The organism is Microbacterium testaceum (assembly GCF_001476285.1).
GTDB classification, from domain to species: Bacteria; Actinomycetota; Actinomycetes; order Actinomycetales; family Microbacteriaceae; genus Microbacterium; species Microbacterium testaceum_B.
This window is the reverse complement of the sequence record NZ_LDRU01000101.1, coordinates 1-14,008: the sequence shown is the minus strand read 5'-3', so window position 1 is coordinate 14,008 and position 14,008 is coordinate 1. Positions and strand designations below refer to the sequence as shown.

Genomic DNA, 14,008 nt, shown 5'->3' with positions numbered 1-14,008 from the left:
AACGACGAATGCCCCGGCCGGAGCCGGGGCATTCGCGAGAGAGGGTCGGGTCAGCTCTTGGACTGGCCGTACGAACCCAGCTGCTTGGTGGCTTCGACCACGCGGACGGCCATGGCCGACTCGGCGACCTTGCCCCAGGCGCGGGGGTCGTACTGCTTCTTGTTGCCGACCTCGCCGTCGATCTTCAGCACGCCCTCGTAGTTCGAGAACATGTAGCCCGCGATCGAACGGGTGAAGGCGTACTGCGTGTCGGTGTCGATGTTCATCTTGACGACGCCGTTCGCGACCGCGAGGGCGATCTCTTCGTCGCTCGAGCCGCTGCCGCCGTGGAAGACGAGGTCGAGGGGCTTCGGGCCGGTGCCGAACTTCGCGGCGATGCCCTCCTGGATCTCGCCGAGCAGCTCGGGGCGGAGCTTGACGCCGCCGGGCTTGTACACGCCGTGGACGTTTCCGAACGTGAGGGCCGAGATGTAGCGGCCGTTCTCGCCGAGGCCGAGACGCTCGACGGCCTTGGTCACGTCGGCGACGGTCGTGTAGAGAGCCTCGTTCGAGCCCTCGTGCTGAACGCCGTCCTCTTCGCCGCCGACGACGCCGACCTCGATCTCGAGGATGGCGTTGATGTTCTTCATGCGGGGGAGGAGCTCGGCGGCGATGTCGATGTTCTCGTCGAGGGGAACGGCCGAGCCGTCCCACATGTGCGACTGGAAGATCGGGTTGCGGCCGGCCTTGACCTCTTCCTCGGATGCCTCGAGGAGGGGGAGCACGAACCCGGGGAGCGCGTCCTTGGGGCAGTGGTCGGTGTGGAGCGCGACCGTTACGGGATAGTTCTTGGCGACCTCGGTGACGTACTTGGCGAAGGCGAGCGCGCCGGTGGCGCGGGCCTTGACCGTGTGGCCGGCGAAGTAGTCGGCGCCGCCGGTGGTGACCTGCAGGATGCCGTCAGAACCGGCCTCGGTCAGGCCCTGGAGCACCGAGTTGATGGTCTGCGAGCTCGAGACGTTGATCGCGGGGTACGCGAAGCTGCCGGCCTTGGCGCGGTCCAGCATCTCGGCGTACTGCTCAGGGGTGGCGACGGGCATTGTGCTCCTTGTGTCGTTGCGGGGACACCGTCAGCCTAGCGAAGGTGCTGGATCGTGCTGAGGCTGTCGGGGGAGGAAGTGGCGGAGTATGCGCCAGCGATAAAAATCGAGATTCCTTCGTCGGCGGGCGCCGGAAATTGGCCGATTGTCACATCTCGCGTGGCTACAGTGGCCACATGGTGAGCCTGACATCCGATATGAGTCCGTTGCACCCCGATCGGAACCTGGCTCTCGAGCTGGTTCGCGCGACCGAGGCGGCATCCATCCGGGCAGTCCCCTTCATCGGTCGTGGTGACAAGGAAGCGGCGGACGGTGCGGCCGTCGACGCCATGCGCGCGTTCTTCAGCACGGTCAACTTCGACGGCACGATCGTCATCGGCGAGGGCGAGAAGGACAACGCCCCGATGCTCTACAACGGCGAGCGTGTCGGAAGCGGGCGCGGACCGCGGTGCGACGTCGCGGTCGACCCGATCGACGGCACCTCGCTCACGGCGGCGGGGCGTCAGAACGCCCTCTCGGTGATCGCCGTGTCCGACCAGGGAACGATGCTCGACGCATCGAGCGTCTTCTACATGGACAAGCTGGTCACCGGACCTGCCGGCGTCGGGGTCGTCGACATCCGGCTTCCCATCGGCGAGAACATCCGCTTGCTCGCGAAAGCCCTCGGCAAGCCCGTCGACGAGATCGTCGTGTCGGTGTTGAACCGTCCGCGTCACGAACAGCTCATCGCCGACATCCGCGCGGCCGGTGCGGGCACCCGCCTCATGAGCGACGGCGACGTCGCCGGCGGGATCAACGCCGCCCGTCACAATGCCCGTACCGACATGTGCGTCGGTATCGGAGGCAGCCCGGAAGGCATCGTCACCGCGTGCGCGATCAAGGCGCTCGGTGGACACATTCAGGGTGTTCTTGCTCCCCGCAACGACGAGGAGAAGCAGAAGGGCGTCGACGCCGGTCTGAAGGTCGACGGCACGGTTTACGAGGCCGACGACCTCGTCAAGGGAAAGAACACGATCTTCGTCGCCACCGGTGTGACCGACGGCCAGCTGGTGCAGGGTGTGCGCCGCGACGGCGACTTCATCTACACCGAGAGCGTCGTGCTCCGTGGCGCGTCGGGAACGCTTCGTCGCATCTCGTCTGAGCACTTGACGTCGAAGTGGCTCTGAATCGGTAGCGCTCCGTCTCGCTGAGCACAGCCGCCGCCCGGCCGCGCTCAGCGAGACGGCACTGACCCGGTAGCGCGTCGCCCTTGCTCCGCGGTGGAGCTCCGGTGGGAGGCGCGGCGACGGACGCGGAACGCACACCTACAGCCGGGCGTGTCGTGACGCAAGCGTGACCGGTGTCGCGGGGGTGGTCTGGCAGAATCGTGTGCAGTGTCAACGGCGACGCTGTGTTCTTCCGAGACCCGAAGGGGGATCGTCCATGGCAACTCCCACGAACCAAACCGCACCCCAGACCGGGGCGCAGGCGGTCATCGCCGACGCTGTTGACCCTGCGCGCCGCCCCGATGTGCTGCTTCGCGTTCGCCGCGACGACGGCCACGAGATCAGCGCCTGGTGGATGGTCGGCGCGTTCGTCGGCGTATCCGCCGCTGTCGTCAGTCTCTTGAGTTGGGTCCCCGGCGGCTCTTGAGCCACCCCGCAGCCTCTCTCTCCGTCGATTCCGCTTAGCGCTCCTCCGACTCGAGGCCCGCGCGGATCCGCACGTCGCCCAGATCGGCTGATGCGACACTCCGGTGGTCTCCCTCCACCGCGCTGTCCGCCGTCGAGCCGTCATCGATCGGTGTCGTCGCGGAGTCGATGAACTCGGGGGCCGCCCAGCGCCGCGGCGTCGCCTCGATCGAAGCGGGAGGGGAGACGGAATCGAGCTTCGTCTCGTCGATCCCTGGGAACTTCCGCGCCGTCACCAGCACGCGCGACTCGAGTGATCCGGCGAACTTGTTGTAACTGTCGACCGTGCGCTCGATCGCCCGGCGGAGGTCGCCGGCGTGCCCGGCGAGGACGCCGACACGCTCGTACAGCTCCGAGCCGAGGGTGAAAAGCGCGCGCGCTTCGTCGGACACGTCTTGCTGGGTCCAGGTGAACGCGACGGTCTTCAGAACCGCCCATAGGTTCACCGGTGAAGCAAGAGCCACCCGTCGGGAGAACGCGTAGTCGAGAAGCGTCGGGTCTTCGTCGAGAGCCGAGGCCAAGAGCGATTCGCTCGGGATGAAGCACACCACGAACTCCGGGCTGCTCTCGAGGCCCGCCCAGTAGGTCTTTCGCGCGAGAGCGTCGACGTGACCCCGGACCGCCTTGGCGTGACGGGCGAGCAGCGTCGCACGGCGAGCGCCCTCGTCGCCCTGCGCGGTCACCGGGATCGCGCTGGCCTGGAGATAGGCGTCGAGGGGGACCTTGGCATCCACCGCCAGAGCTTTGCCACCCGGGAGCCGGACGACCATGTCGGGTCGACCCGCACCCGCGTCGGAGGTGATGGAGGCCTGCAGGTCGAAATCGACGTATCGCGTGAGTCCGGCGGCTTCGACGACCCGACGCAGCTGCGTCTCTCCCCAGACGCCGCGCGTGCTCCCGGACCGCATCGCCGACGCGAGGGCTTCGGTGGTGGCACGCAGAGCCTCGTCGGCCTCACGCGACATCCGCAACTGCTCGCCCAGGGCGGAGTACTGCTCGACGCGGTCGCGCTCGAGCCCGTCGACCTTGCGCTGCATCGCCTCGAGGGTCTCGCGCACGGGGTCGAGGGCGCGCAGCACCGTCTGGTCGCGACGTTCGCGTTCTTCGCGAGCGGCCTGGTCGGTGCGGGATTGACCGACGGCCTCTCTGTAGAGGGCCGTCTGATGGTCGAGCTGCGCCTGGAGTCCCGCGCGCGCGGCATCGGAGGCGGCGACCCGGGCGAGGAGATCAGCTTGTTCGGTGGCGGCGCTCGCAGAGGCCCGCGCGGATCCGAGGAACCACCCGCCGGCGACGCCGAGCGCGAGGGCGAGGATCACGAGAACGAGGGCGATGGCATCCATGAGGTCAGCATGCACCAGACCTCCGACATCGCCGGAAAGACGGGCCGCGAGCGTCAGGCGACGGCGCGCTCCGCGACGGGCTCGACGGCGATCTGCGACACGCGGACGCCCAGGTGCGCCGCGAGGGCGTGGACGTCGCCGACCCCGGCGCGGCGCGCGCAGTCGATCGTGATCTCGGCGCACGCGACCGCGTCGGCCAACGCGTCGTGGTGGGCGAAGGGCGAGCATCCCGCCTCCTCGGCCACGAGGGGGAGGCGGTACGACGGGAGCGTGTAGGTCTTCCGCGACATCTGCACGCTGCAGAGGTAGCGATAGGGCGGACACTCGTCACCCGTCGCGGCACACGCGCGACGCAGAACCGACATGTCGAAGCCGGCGTTGTGGGCCACCAGCACGTCGGCGCCGGCGAACGCGGTGAGGCGCGCGAGCTGGGCGCTCCAGTCGGGCGCGTTCACGACATCGGCCGCCTGGATCCCGTGGATGCCCACGTTGATCGGAGCGAAGTGGTCGTGTCCGGGCGGGGGTTTGATGAGCCACGCGGCGGTGGCGACGACGCGACCGTCGCGCACGCGGGCCAGACCGACCGCGCAGGCCGACGCGCTGCTGGAATTCGCCGTCTCGAAGTCGATCGCCGTGAAGTCCAGTCCCACGTGTCCACTCTCACCCGCCGCGGCGACGACCCGAAGAGGCGCGCCGAGGGGCTCGGCATCCGGTGTCGGAGCCCCGCGCGGCATGTCGTGCCGTCACGCGGAGTCCGTGTGCGACACGCCGGCGGCACGTGTGCGACACGCCGAGGTGGTTCGGCGAACTCCGCAGGACGGCGTGGGGCTGCTCGTGTCGGAGGCGCGGCGTAGGGTCGGAACATGAGCGCCCAGCACAAGTCGAGGTCGTTCGGACAGGCAGCGGCCGCTTACGAATCGGGGCGGCCGGGCTACCCGCCCGAGGCGGTGGCCTGGCTGCTGGATCCCGTGCGGGAGCCGGGCCGGGCGCTCCGCGTCGCCGATGTCGGCGCCGGAACCGGCAAGCTGACGCGCGCCGTGGTCGAGCTCGGCGCCGATGTGGTGGCGGTGGATCCGGATGCCGACATGCTCGCGACCCTGCGAGAGAACGCGCGCGGTGTGCCCACCTTCGTCGGCACGGCCGAGCAGTTGCCGCTGCCGGATTCGGGTCTCGACGCCGTGGTGATGGGCCAGGCCTGGCACTGGGTCGACGTCGAGGCGGCCTCGCGCGAGACGGCACGGGTCGTGCGCAGCGGGGGAGTGCTCGGGCTGATCTGGAACATCCGTGACGACGCTGTGGACTGGGTGCGGAGGCTCACCGAGGCCATGGGCGGCTCGAATGCCGAGGTGCTCCTCGCCACGACCGGTCCACGCGTCGCCGAGCCGTACGAGAGCCTGGAACACCACGAGTGGCGCTGGGAGCGACGCATCACTCTGCCCCAACTGCGCGACCTCGTCGTCTCGCGGAGCGACATCATCACGGCCAGCGCCGAGCGCCGCGCGGCCATCGACGCGGCGGTCGACGGGGTGCTGGCATCCGTTCCCGGACTCGCCGACGGAGGTTCGGTCGCGCTCCCGTACGTGACCCACTCGTTCCGGGCACGACGACCCTGACGCGGGTGAGCGGGCTCCGGGCCGGGTAACCTGGACTCCCGTGGCTCTTACCATCGGAATCGTCGGCCTTCCCAACGTCGGAAAGTCGACCCTCTTCAACGCCCTGACCAAGAACTCGGTGCTCGCGGCAAACTACCCATTCGCGACCATCGAGCCGAACGTCGGGGTCGTGAACCTTCCCGATGTGCGCCTTCAGCAGCTCGCCGATGTCTTCGGCAGCGAGCGGCTCGTTCCCGCCGCGGTGTCGTTCGTCGACATCGCCGGGATCGTGCGCGGCGCCAGCGAGGGTGAGGGCCTCGGCAACCAGTTCCTCGCGAACATCCGGGAAGCGGATGCCATCGCCCAGGTCGTCCGCGGATTCGCCGACGACGACGTGGTCCACGTCGACGGAGCGGTGAATCCCGCGAGCGACATGGAGACGATCAACGCCGAGCTGCAGCTCGCCGACCTCCAGACCCTCGAGAAGGCGATCACCCGGTACGAGAAAGAGGTCAAGGGCAAGAAGCTCGATCCCTCGGTGCTCGACGCCGCCAAGGCCGCACAGGACGCCCTCCAGCGCGGCGTCCTGCTCTCGGCATCCGGTCTCGACCTCTCGCCCATCCGTGAGCTGGGTCTCCTGACCGCCAAGCCCTTCATCTTCGTGTTCAACGTCGACGAGGCCGTGCTCACCGATCAGGCGAAGAAGGACGAGCTCGCTGCGCTGGTCGCTCCCGCGAAGGCCGTCTTCCTGGATGCCAAGATCGAGTCCGAGCTGATCGACCTCGACCCGGAGGATGCCGCCGAGCTGCTGGCATCCACCGGTCAGGACGAGTCGGGTCTCGACCAGCTCGCCCGCATCGGCTTCGACACGCTCGGTCTTCAGACCTACCTCACGGCGGGTCCGAAGGAAGCGCGCGCCTGGACGATCCCGCAGGGTGCGAAGGCGCCGCAGGCAGCCGGCGTCATCCACACCGACTTCGAGAAGGGCTTCATCAAGGCGGAGGTCATCTCGTTCGACGACCTCATCGAGCTCGGCTCGGTCGCCGAGGCCCGCGCGAAGGGCAAGGCCCGCCTCGAGGGCAAGGACTACGTGATGCAGGACGGCGACGTGGTGGAGTTCCGCTTCAACAACTGACACGAACGTCGATCTCGGGTCGTCCGCACGAGCGGGATCCTTCCGCCCAGCGTTCATCCGCCTGTTCCCGGATTCCGGTCGAGGCTACCCGTTCGTCGAGATCAGTAGTGGTACCGCGCCTGCAAGATCGTGATGTGGGTGTCGTTCGCGACGTAGACGAGGCGGTTCGCCTCATCGATTCGCCGTGACCAGGCGCCGGCCAGGGCGTGTTTGAGGGCTTCGGGCTTGCCGATTCCCTCGAACGGGTCGTCGCGGAGGATGTCGGCGATCAGCTGGTTGATGCGGCGCAGGGTTTTGCGGTCCTGTGTCTGCCAGTACAGGTAGTCGTCCCACCCCTCGGCTGTCCAGGCCAGCTTGCGGCCGCTCACGGCTCGACGAGGTCGTGTTCTTCGATCGCGTTGTCGCGCGCGCTTGCCAGGGCGCTCAGCAGGCGTCGGGCGTTCTCGGGGGAGCGGAGCAGGTAGCTCGTCTCGACGAGCGAGTCGTACTCGTCCTTCGACATGAGAACGGCGGAACCGCGCTTCGAGGTGATCTCGACCTCCGTGTGGTCGAGATTGACGCGCTCGATGAGGCCGAAAAGGTCGCGGCGTGCTTCGCTCGTCGTGATGGCCATGAGTCCTCCAAAGTCGTACCAGAAATGGTACCACTCAGGGGTTGGTGGTGGCCGCTGGGGTGCGCCGTGGAGCGCGACGATCCGGGGGAGAGACCCGCTAGCCCCACGCCGACACGGCCGACGCCCCCACCGCGAGCCGCGCGCGCCGCGCGAGCTCCGCCGCGTCGATACCCGGCCACCCGTGCAGAACGGTCGTGTGCGAGTCGGGGAGTGCGTCCGCGCCCCAGACGGCACCGGCGAGGGAGCCGGCGATGGCCGCGACGGTGTCGGTGTCGTTCCCGCCGCGGACCGCGCGCTCGATGGCATCCAGGGGTCCGGTGGCTCCGGAGACCGCGGCCAGCGCACCCTGGAATGCCCGCACGACCCAGCCGTTCGCATCCCGGAAGTCGCGTGGGTGACGGCCGGAAACCAGGGCTTCGTCGATCAGCGCCGCCCACCGGTCGCGACGGTCCTGCGGCACGACGTCGAGCTGTCCGCACATGTCGAGTTCGCCGGTCAGGATGCCATGACGGATGGCCGCGCACCACAGGGCGCAGGCGTCGACGTTGTCGTCTTCCCAGTGCGTGAGCTGCGCGACTGCCGCAGCCGCGGCGGCGAGATCGGGACGGTCGAGGTAGCCGAGGGCGACGGGACCGGTGCGCATCAGCGAGCCGTTGCCGCCGCTTCGCCCGGTCTCGTCATGCACGGCGCGCGCGGCTGTGCGGATGGCATCCATCATCGGGGGCGACGGGATACGGCCGAGGACGTGCCGTGTCTGCGCACCCACGTCGAGGGCGCTCTGAGCCCACCCCTGCCACGCCGCCACGATGCGCTCGAGAGCGGCGGGGTCGGTGAGCCGGCGCCCCGCGGCCAGCTCGTCGAGCACCGGGATCGCCATGCTCGTGTCGTCGGTCCACTCTCCGGCTCCGTGGCCGAAGTGCCCCACGCCGAACTCGGGGGTGACCTCGTCGGGGAGTGCCGGGCCGAACTCGTACGCCGAGCCGAGAGCGTCGCCCGCGGCCGACACGATGACGGTTCCGACGGCGCGATCCATCTGGGCGGGGGAGAGGTGTGCCATCCTCCCAGCGTACGAGCACCTCCGCGCTCGAGCGCTGCGGCCGAACGGACACGTTGTCCAGCCCCGCCGACAACCCGTCCGCGCTTTCGTAAACTGGCCGCCGTGAACGCGCCGAATCCCCGCACCGCCTTCATTCCGCCCGGGTGGGCGACGCCCTTCGCCTCTCGAAAGCGCCTGCGGTTGCTTCCGGCGGAGATGTTCAACCGCACCTTCGAGCGCGCGCCGGACGACTGGTTGCACGTCGCGCCCTTGCGGCGGCCGCCGCTGATCCTCACGATCGCGTTCGGCCTCATCACCCTCATGTGCGGGTGGATCGTGTGGGGCGTGCTCGCGCAGGCGGGGACGACACCCTCGATGCAGGGGCCCATGCCCTACGTGATCGCCGTGATGTTCGGCATCCTGGGGCTGTTCGCCGTGCTCGTGTTCCTGAATCTGATCGCGGCCTCGCGCAGCCGCGCCTCGTGGGGCAACCGTCAGTGCATCGCGGTCGGACGCAGCGGAATCGCGGTGCGCTTCCAGGGTGCGGCGGTGAACATCCCGTGGGACGAGGTGACGGGGATCTGGGCCACGACGACCAACTCGACCGGGGCGTCGCAGGCGCGCCTCGTCAAGACGCCGGTCCTGCGCATTGAGCGGGATACGGGCGACGGCACGGAGGGCGTGCTCGGTTCCTGGAACATCGCGCCTTTCGCTCTGGATGCCGCGCCCCAGGCGACCTACGCGGCCGTGCACTTCTACTGGGTCACGCCCGCCGCGCGTCACGAGCTCGGGACGACCCTCGGCCAGCAGAGGATCGACGGCTTCGCGGGCTACGCACCCACCACGGTCGCGCCACGGGGATAGCCTCGAGCGTCAGCCGCCGAGCTCGGAGGGATGAGTCAGCCGCCACCACAGCGTCGGCTCCTCGATCGCCCCCGAGATCTTCACGTCGGCCGAGGCGGTGTTCGGCCCCGCCGTCCAGGTGATCGTGCCGACCTTCTCTCCGTCGGCGTACTTCTCTGGCGTCGTCGTGTCGAGCGAGGTGGCCACGGGCGTGTCCGACCACGTCATGATCGAGGCGTTCTGCGCCACGACGACCTTCGCCGACGATCCCCAGGGGGTCGTGATCTCGCCCACCTCGGCGCCGACCGTCCCCACCTGAAGAGTGTGGAATCCATCCCGGATGCTCTCGAGAAGAACGACGACATCCTGGTTCGCGCTCGCTCGGGTCTCGCCGCCGAGACGGACGCCGAGGACGTGCAGCGGCGCACCGATCCCGACGTCGAGAACGGACGTGAAGAGCAGGTTGAAGGTGCCGTCACCGAGGTTGCCCGTCTTCAACCCCGTGATCCCGGAGGTGCCGAGGAGGGCGTTGGTGTTCTCGATGTTCCCCGGGCCCGCGGGGAGGTCGGCCCACTGCGTCGCGGCGATCGCGGCAATCGTGGGATTGGCCGCGGCGATCCGGCCGAGCGCGAGGAGGTCGCTCGGCGTGCTCGTGTTGCGGTCGTCGATGCCCGTGGCATCCACGATCCGGGTCGAGTTCAGCCCGTTCCTGCTCAGCCAGGAGCGCGCGACGTCGACATAGGCGCCATCCGAGCCGTAGGCCCAGCGGGCGATCGCCGTGGCGTAGTTGCTCGCCGACGGCAGGAGCATGGTCTCGAGCGAGTCGTGCAACGACAGCTTGAGCCCATCGGGCATCCGCGCGATCGTCGCGCCGCGGACGTAGTACTGGTCGTAGAGGTCGGTATCGGCTTCGGTGTAGGCGATCGTCGGCCCGGGATCGTTCGCGTCTGCCAGCGGGTGAGCGTCGAGTACGACGAGCGCGGTGACGAGTTTCGCGATGCTCGCGATGGGTCGCGCATCGTCGCCCCCCGACGACAACCATGCGCCGGCGGCATCCGGTCCGAGGTAGGACTCACCACCCGCGACACTGACGAGCATCGAGCCGGAGGCGGGGAGCCTGACCTCGGCCTTCGCGCCGGGGGCGACGCTCGGCGCGGAAGACGTGACCGTCGGGGCAGCCAACGGCGCCGCCGAAGCCCACCAGACGTATCCGCCGCTTCCGCCGAAGACCACCAGCACGAGGACGAGGAAGACGATCAGGGCGATGCGTCCACCGCGTCCGCTCGGGCGTTCGACCTCATTCGCGCCGTCGAGCAGATCGCCGAACGGACTGTCCTCGCTCATCGCTCGCCGAAATCGTTCGCCGGGACGCGAATGGATGCCACGGTGTCGCCGTTCATCTCGAGGGCGATGAACTCCGTTCCCACGCTGTCCGGTCGCTCCGCAGAGGACGTGCCCGGGACCTCGCGAACGTCGATGCGCAGCTCGTGCCCGGAACCCGGGAGGGCCCCAGCGGCCATCGCCTCCGCGCGCGTCGACCCGACGGCCAGGCCGTGGGCGGTGCGAACGGGGTGCCCGTTCACCTCGGCTGCGGTGATCGAGACCGAGCCTTCGTCGTCGTCGGCCAGGAGCAGCCGTAGTCCGGGCCAGTCATGGGCGACGACCCCGTCGGCCGAGGGGGAACCCGAACTCGCCGAGTCGGAGCCGAGGGCCGACCGCCAACCGTCCACGGCGTCAGCTCGATAGCCCAGAGGTTCCTGCGCGGTGCCGCCCTCCACGGTGGCGTGCTCGAGGCTGACGACGATCGCAGATGCCACCGAGACGACCTCTACGGCGGGGAGCGCCTCCGATTGAGCGGTGGGGAGGGTGGCGACATCCATCAAGCCGGAGGAGGTCGGTGCCGAGGTGCACGAGACGAGCGTGAACGTCAAACCGAGGAGCGCGGTGGCGCCGGCGAGAGCGGTTCGAAGGGGACCCACAATGTCGAACCTAGTCGTGCACCGCCGTCTGTTCCCCACTCGATCCCGAAATTCAACCCCCCTGAAACATGACATTCAGCGACATAGCGTGGCCTCATCGGGAAAGACCCGAGCATGACGCGGGAGGAGCCGACATGGGACTCGACGACAAGATCAAGAACGCCGCTGAAGACCTCACCGGCAAGGCGAAGGAAGCCTGGGGCAAGGCCACGGACAACGAGCGACTCGAAGCCGAGGGCCAGGCCGAGCAGAGCAAGGCCAACGTCAAGAAGGCCGGCGAGAACGTCAAGGACGCCTTCAAGTAAGTCGCCCTCCCCGAATGCCCCGACCCTGGCGGTCGGGGCATTCGTCGTTTCCGCCGCGCGTCGTTTCCCCCGCGATAATGGCGGAATGACCGATGCTGTTCCCACCGAGACCCCCACTCCGGTCTCGGGTACCCCCGTCGTCCTACGTGCCCACGGTTACGAGGCCGCGATTGCGAGCGTCGGGGCCTCGTTGCGCTCCCTCACGTTCGACGGTCGCGATCTCGTCGTCCCCTTCGCTGAGGACGAGGTCCGCCCCGCCTACCGGGGAACGACGCTCGCTCCCTGGCCCAACCGCGTGGTCGACGGCATCCACCGTTTCGGCGGTGAGGAGCACCAGCTCGCCCTGACCGAACCCAACCGGGCACACGCTCTGCACGGGCTCCTGTCGTGGGTGAGCTGGAACATCCTCGACGCCTCGGACGACGCCGTGACGCTCACCGCGACCGTTCCGGCCCAGGCCGGATACCCCTGGTGGCTCGTCGTCTCGACGACGTACCGCCTGGATGCCGACGGCCTGGCGCAGACGGTCCGGGCGACGAACCTCTCGGACACGCCTGCTCCGTGGGGGACCGGTCCGCATCCCTACCTCGTCGCCGGGCCCGCGACGCTGAACGAGTGGACCCTCGAGCTTCCCGCCGACACCGTCCTGGAGGTGACGCCGGACCGCCTCGCGCCGGTGGGACTGGCATCCGTCACCGTCGACGCGGAGCGCTTCGACTTCCGCGAACCTCGCGTGCTCGGCGCGGTCGAGATCGACCACGCGTACACGGGATTGATCCGGGATGCCGGCGCTCGCGCGACCGTCACGCTCACCGATCCCTTGGGAACCGGCGTGGCGATGACGTGGGACGAGTCCTGCCCGTGGGTACAGATCCACACTGCCGACCTTCCCGCGGGCCCCGGAACTCCGGGACACCGCGCGGGACTCGCCGTCGAGCCCATGACCTGCGCTCCGGACGCCTTCAACGACGGCTCCTACGACTACGACACCGGGGTGATCGCCCTGGCTCCGGGCGCTTCGTCCGAGGCCGGGTGGACGATCTCGGCGCGCTGAGCCGCTCACACGAAGAACCGCCCCGATGCTCAGGCGACGGGGCGGTTCTTCGTGTGCGTGTCAGACGACCTGTGCGCCGCACATGCCGCAGTCGCCGCCGGCCGAGACCTCGACGAAGCAGTCGGGGCACATGGTCCGCATCGGGCGATCGGTGACAGCGACGGCCTTCGGGCTGCTCGGGCGCCGTTCCGCGCGGGGCGCCGCGGTGCGTGCGCGCTTGACCGCGACGGGCGCCGGCGGCGGGGGAGCGGCGGCGGGCTTGTGGGTCTCGCAATAGAAGCGGACGAAACCGCCGTGGTGCTTCGGGTGACGGTGCTTGACCGCCCACAGTTCGGTGCGCTCGAACAGCTCGCCGGCCGTGCCGCACGCCACGCAGCGAGTGGGTTCGCCGGGGACCACGTCGGCGACGAGGACCGGAACGTCGAACGCGATGGCATCCCGCCAGTCGGAGGAGGACACGATCTTCATGGGGGGACCTTTCCGGAGGCGGTTCGGGCCGCCTTCCTCTTAACGGTACGCCCCGGCCGGGCGGCGTGCGACGGTTTCTCCCCCCTGAGGGGGTGGACACCGCCTCGGAGGCGGCCGATAGGTTGGAAAGAATTCCCCCGTACCGCTTCGTGCGGTGCCTGTCGAAGGAGAACCATGGAAATTGCTGCTCTGGGGGCGATCGGCATCGTCGTGGTCATCGCACTCGTCGTCGTCATCGTCGTCTTCCTGATCATCGCGGGGCTGATCCGCGGCTGGTATCGCGTCGCCAAGGCCGATGAAGCCCTGGTCATCGTCGGTAAGCGACAGAGAGGCGCGGACGGCGAATCATCGCGGATCACCGTCATCACCGGTGGTGGCGCGATCGTCAACCCGCTCACGCAGCGCGGCGAGATGATCTCGCTGCGGGCTCGCCAGATCAAGATGGAGCCGACCGCTCAGTCGTCCAACGGCGTCACCGTCAACGTCAGCGGCGTCGCCCTCGTGAAGATCGGCTCGGACCCCGAATCGGTGCGTCGTGCGGCCGAGCGTTTCGCTTCGCAGGACAAGGCCATCGAGCAGTTCACCACCGAGCAGCTCGAGGGTGCGCTCCGCGGCGTCGTCGCCACGCTGACGGTCGAGGAGCTCATGCGCGACCGGCAGCGCCTGTCGGATCAGATCGCCGAGGGCATCAAGGGCGACCTCTCGTCGCAGGGTCTGATTCTCGACTCGTTCCAGATCCAGGGCGTCACCGACGGCAACGGCTACATCGCCGCGCTCGGTGCGACGGAGGTCGAGCGCGTGAAGCGCGAGGCCGAGGTCGCCCGCATCAACGCGGTGCGCGAGATCCGGGCGCGTCAGATCGCGACCGACGAGGCGAACCTCATCGAGCAGACC

Annotated in this window: 17 protein-coding genes; 8 read left to right on the top strand and 9 right to left on the bottom strand. The window is 69.0% G+C overall.

Going from position 1 to position 14,008, the window contains the following annotated elements; translation table 11 throughout:
* Positions 1–50: 50 nt before the first annotated feature.
* Complete coding sequence (fbaA, locus tag NS283_RS15805) at positions 51–1,079, bottom strand: class II fructose-bisphosphate aldolase (RefSeq protein ID WP_058597813.1); 1,029 nt, start codon at positions 1,077–1,079, stop codon at positions 51–53.
* Between the two features lie 176 nt (positions 1,080–1,255).
* On the opposite strand from fbaA, the gene glpX reads away from it, so the two are divergent.
* On the top strand, positions 1,256–2,245 hold the full coding sequence (gene glpX, locus NS283_RS15800) for a class II fructose-bisphosphatase (protein ID WP_058597812.1): 990 nt from the start codon (positions 1,256–1,258) through the stop codon (positions 2,243–2,245).
* A 256-nt stretch (positions 2,246–2,501) separates the two neighbouring features.
* The gene (locus tag NS283_RS15795) at positions 2,502–2,711 is read left to right on the top strand and encodes a hypothetical protein (protein ID WP_058597811.1); all 210 of its coding nucleotides are present in this window, start codon (positions 2,502–2,504) and stop codon (positions 2,709–2,711) included.
* A 34-nt stretch (positions 2,712–2,745) separates the two neighbouring features.
* Here the strand turns inward: NS283_RS15795 and NS283_RS15790 are convergent, their stop codons facing one another.
* Both NS283_RS15790 and NS283_RS15785 read right to left on the bottom strand, forming a co-directional pair.
* A complete protein-coding gene (locus NS283_RS15790) occupies positions 2,746–4,089 on the bottom strand; it encodes a DNA recombination protein RmuC (protein ID WP_058597810.1) in 1,344 nt (447 codons plus the stop codon).
* A gap of 53 nt (positions 4,090–4,142) precedes the next feature.
* On the bottom strand, positions 4,143–4,739 hold the full coding sequence (locus NS283_RS15785; protein ID WP_058597809.1) for an exonuclease domain-containing protein: 597 nt from the start codon (positions 4,737–4,739) through the stop codon (positions 4,143–4,145).
* Positions 4,740–4,952: 213 nt separating this feature from the next.
* On the opposite strand from NS283_RS15785, the gene NS283_RS15780 reads away from it, so the two are divergent.
* On the top strand, positions 4,953–5,702 hold the full coding sequence (locus NS283_RS15780; protein ID WP_058597808.1) for a class I SAM-dependent methyltransferase: 750 nt from the start codon (positions 4,953–4,955) through the stop codon (positions 5,700–5,702).
* A gap of 40 nt (positions 5,703–5,742) precedes the next feature.
* Positions 5,743–6,816 (top strand): redox-regulated ATPase YchF, encoded by a 1,074-nt coding sequence (ychF, locus tag NS283_RS15775; RefSeq protein ID WP_058597807.1) that lies wholly within the window; start codon positions 5,743–5,745, stop codon positions 6,814–6,816.
* Positions 6,817–6,917: 101 nt separating this feature from the next.
* On the opposite strand, the gene NS283_RS15770 is transcribed toward ychF, so the two are convergent.
* From NS283_RS15770 to NS283_RS15760, 3 genes are all read right to left on the bottom strand, one after another.
* Positions 6,918–7,184 (bottom strand): Txe/YoeB family addiction module toxin, encoded by a 267-nt coding sequence (locus tag NS283_RS15770; RefSeq protein ID WP_058597806.1) that lies wholly within the window; start codon positions 7,182–7,184, stop codon positions 6,918–6,920.
* Positions 7,181–7,429, bottom strand: coding sequence for a type II toxin-antitoxin system Phd/YefM family antitoxin (locus NS283_RS15765; RefSeq protein WP_058597805.1), 249 nt, complete (start codon positions 7,427–7,429; stop codon positions 7,181–7,183). The genes NS283_RS15770 and NS283_RS15765 overlap by 4 nt, the downstream gene beginning before the upstream one ends.
* A gap of 97 nt (positions 7,430–7,526) precedes the next feature.
* On the bottom strand, positions 7,527–8,486 hold the full coding sequence (locus NS283_RS15760; RefSeq protein ID WP_081317462.1) for an ADP-ribosylglycohydrolase family protein: 960 nt from the start codon (positions 8,484–8,486) through the stop codon (positions 7,527–7,529).
* Between the two features lie 102 nt (positions 8,487–8,588).
* On the opposite strand from NS283_RS15760, the gene NS283_RS15755 reads away from it, so the two are divergent.
* Positions 8,589–9,329 carry a hypothetical protein gene (locus NS283_RS15755; protein WP_153003399.1) on the top strand — a complete coding sequence of 247 codons (741 nt, stop codon included), beginning with the start codon at positions 8,589–8,591 and terminating at the stop codon, positions 9,327–9,329.
* A gap of 9 nt (positions 9,330–9,338) precedes the next feature.
* On the opposite strand, the gene NS283_RS15750 is transcribed toward NS283_RS15755, so the two are convergent.
* Complete coding sequence (locus NS283_RS15750) at positions 9,339–10,652, bottom strand: D-alanyl-D-alanine carboxypeptidase family protein (protein WP_081317461.1); 1,314 nt, start codon at positions 10,650–10,652, stop codon at positions 9,339–9,341.
* Positions 10,649–11,287, bottom strand: a complete 639-nt coding sequence (locus NS283_RS15745; RefSeq protein ID WP_058597802.1) for a hypothetical protein — start codon at positions 11,285–11,287, stop codon at positions 10,649–10,651. The genes NS283_RS15750 and NS283_RS15745 overlap by 4 nt, the downstream gene beginning before the upstream one ends.
* Before the next feature lie 134 nt (positions 11,288–11,421).
* On the opposite strand from NS283_RS15745, the gene NS283_RS15740 reads away from it, so the two are divergent.
* On the top strand, positions 11,422–11,592 hold the full coding sequence (locus NS283_RS15740; RefSeq protein WP_013586135.1) for a CsbD family protein: 171 nt from the start codon (positions 11,422–11,424) through the stop codon (positions 11,590–11,592).
* A gap of 85 nt (positions 11,593–11,677) precedes the next feature.
* On the top strand, positions 11,678–12,646 hold the full coding sequence (locus NS283_RS15735) for an aldose 1-epimerase family protein (protein ID WP_058597801.1): 969 nt from the start codon (positions 11,678–11,680) through the stop codon (positions 12,644–12,646).
* Positions 12,647–12,706: 60 nt separating this feature from the next.
* Here the strand turns inward: NS283_RS15735 and NS283_RS15730 are convergent, their stop codons facing one another.
* Complete coding sequence (locus NS283_RS15730) at positions 12,707–13,114, bottom strand: hypothetical protein (RefSeq protein ID WP_058597800.1); 408 nt, start codon at positions 13,112–13,114, stop codon at positions 12,707–12,709.
* A gap of 174 nt (positions 13,115–13,288) precedes the next feature.
* Between NS283_RS15730 and NS283_RS15725 the strand changes: the two genes are divergently transcribed.
* Positions 13,289–14,008, top strand: a 720-nt coding sequence (locus NS283_RS15725; RefSeq protein WP_193752699.1) for a flotillin family protein, incomplete at its 3' end; no start/stop codon positions are given.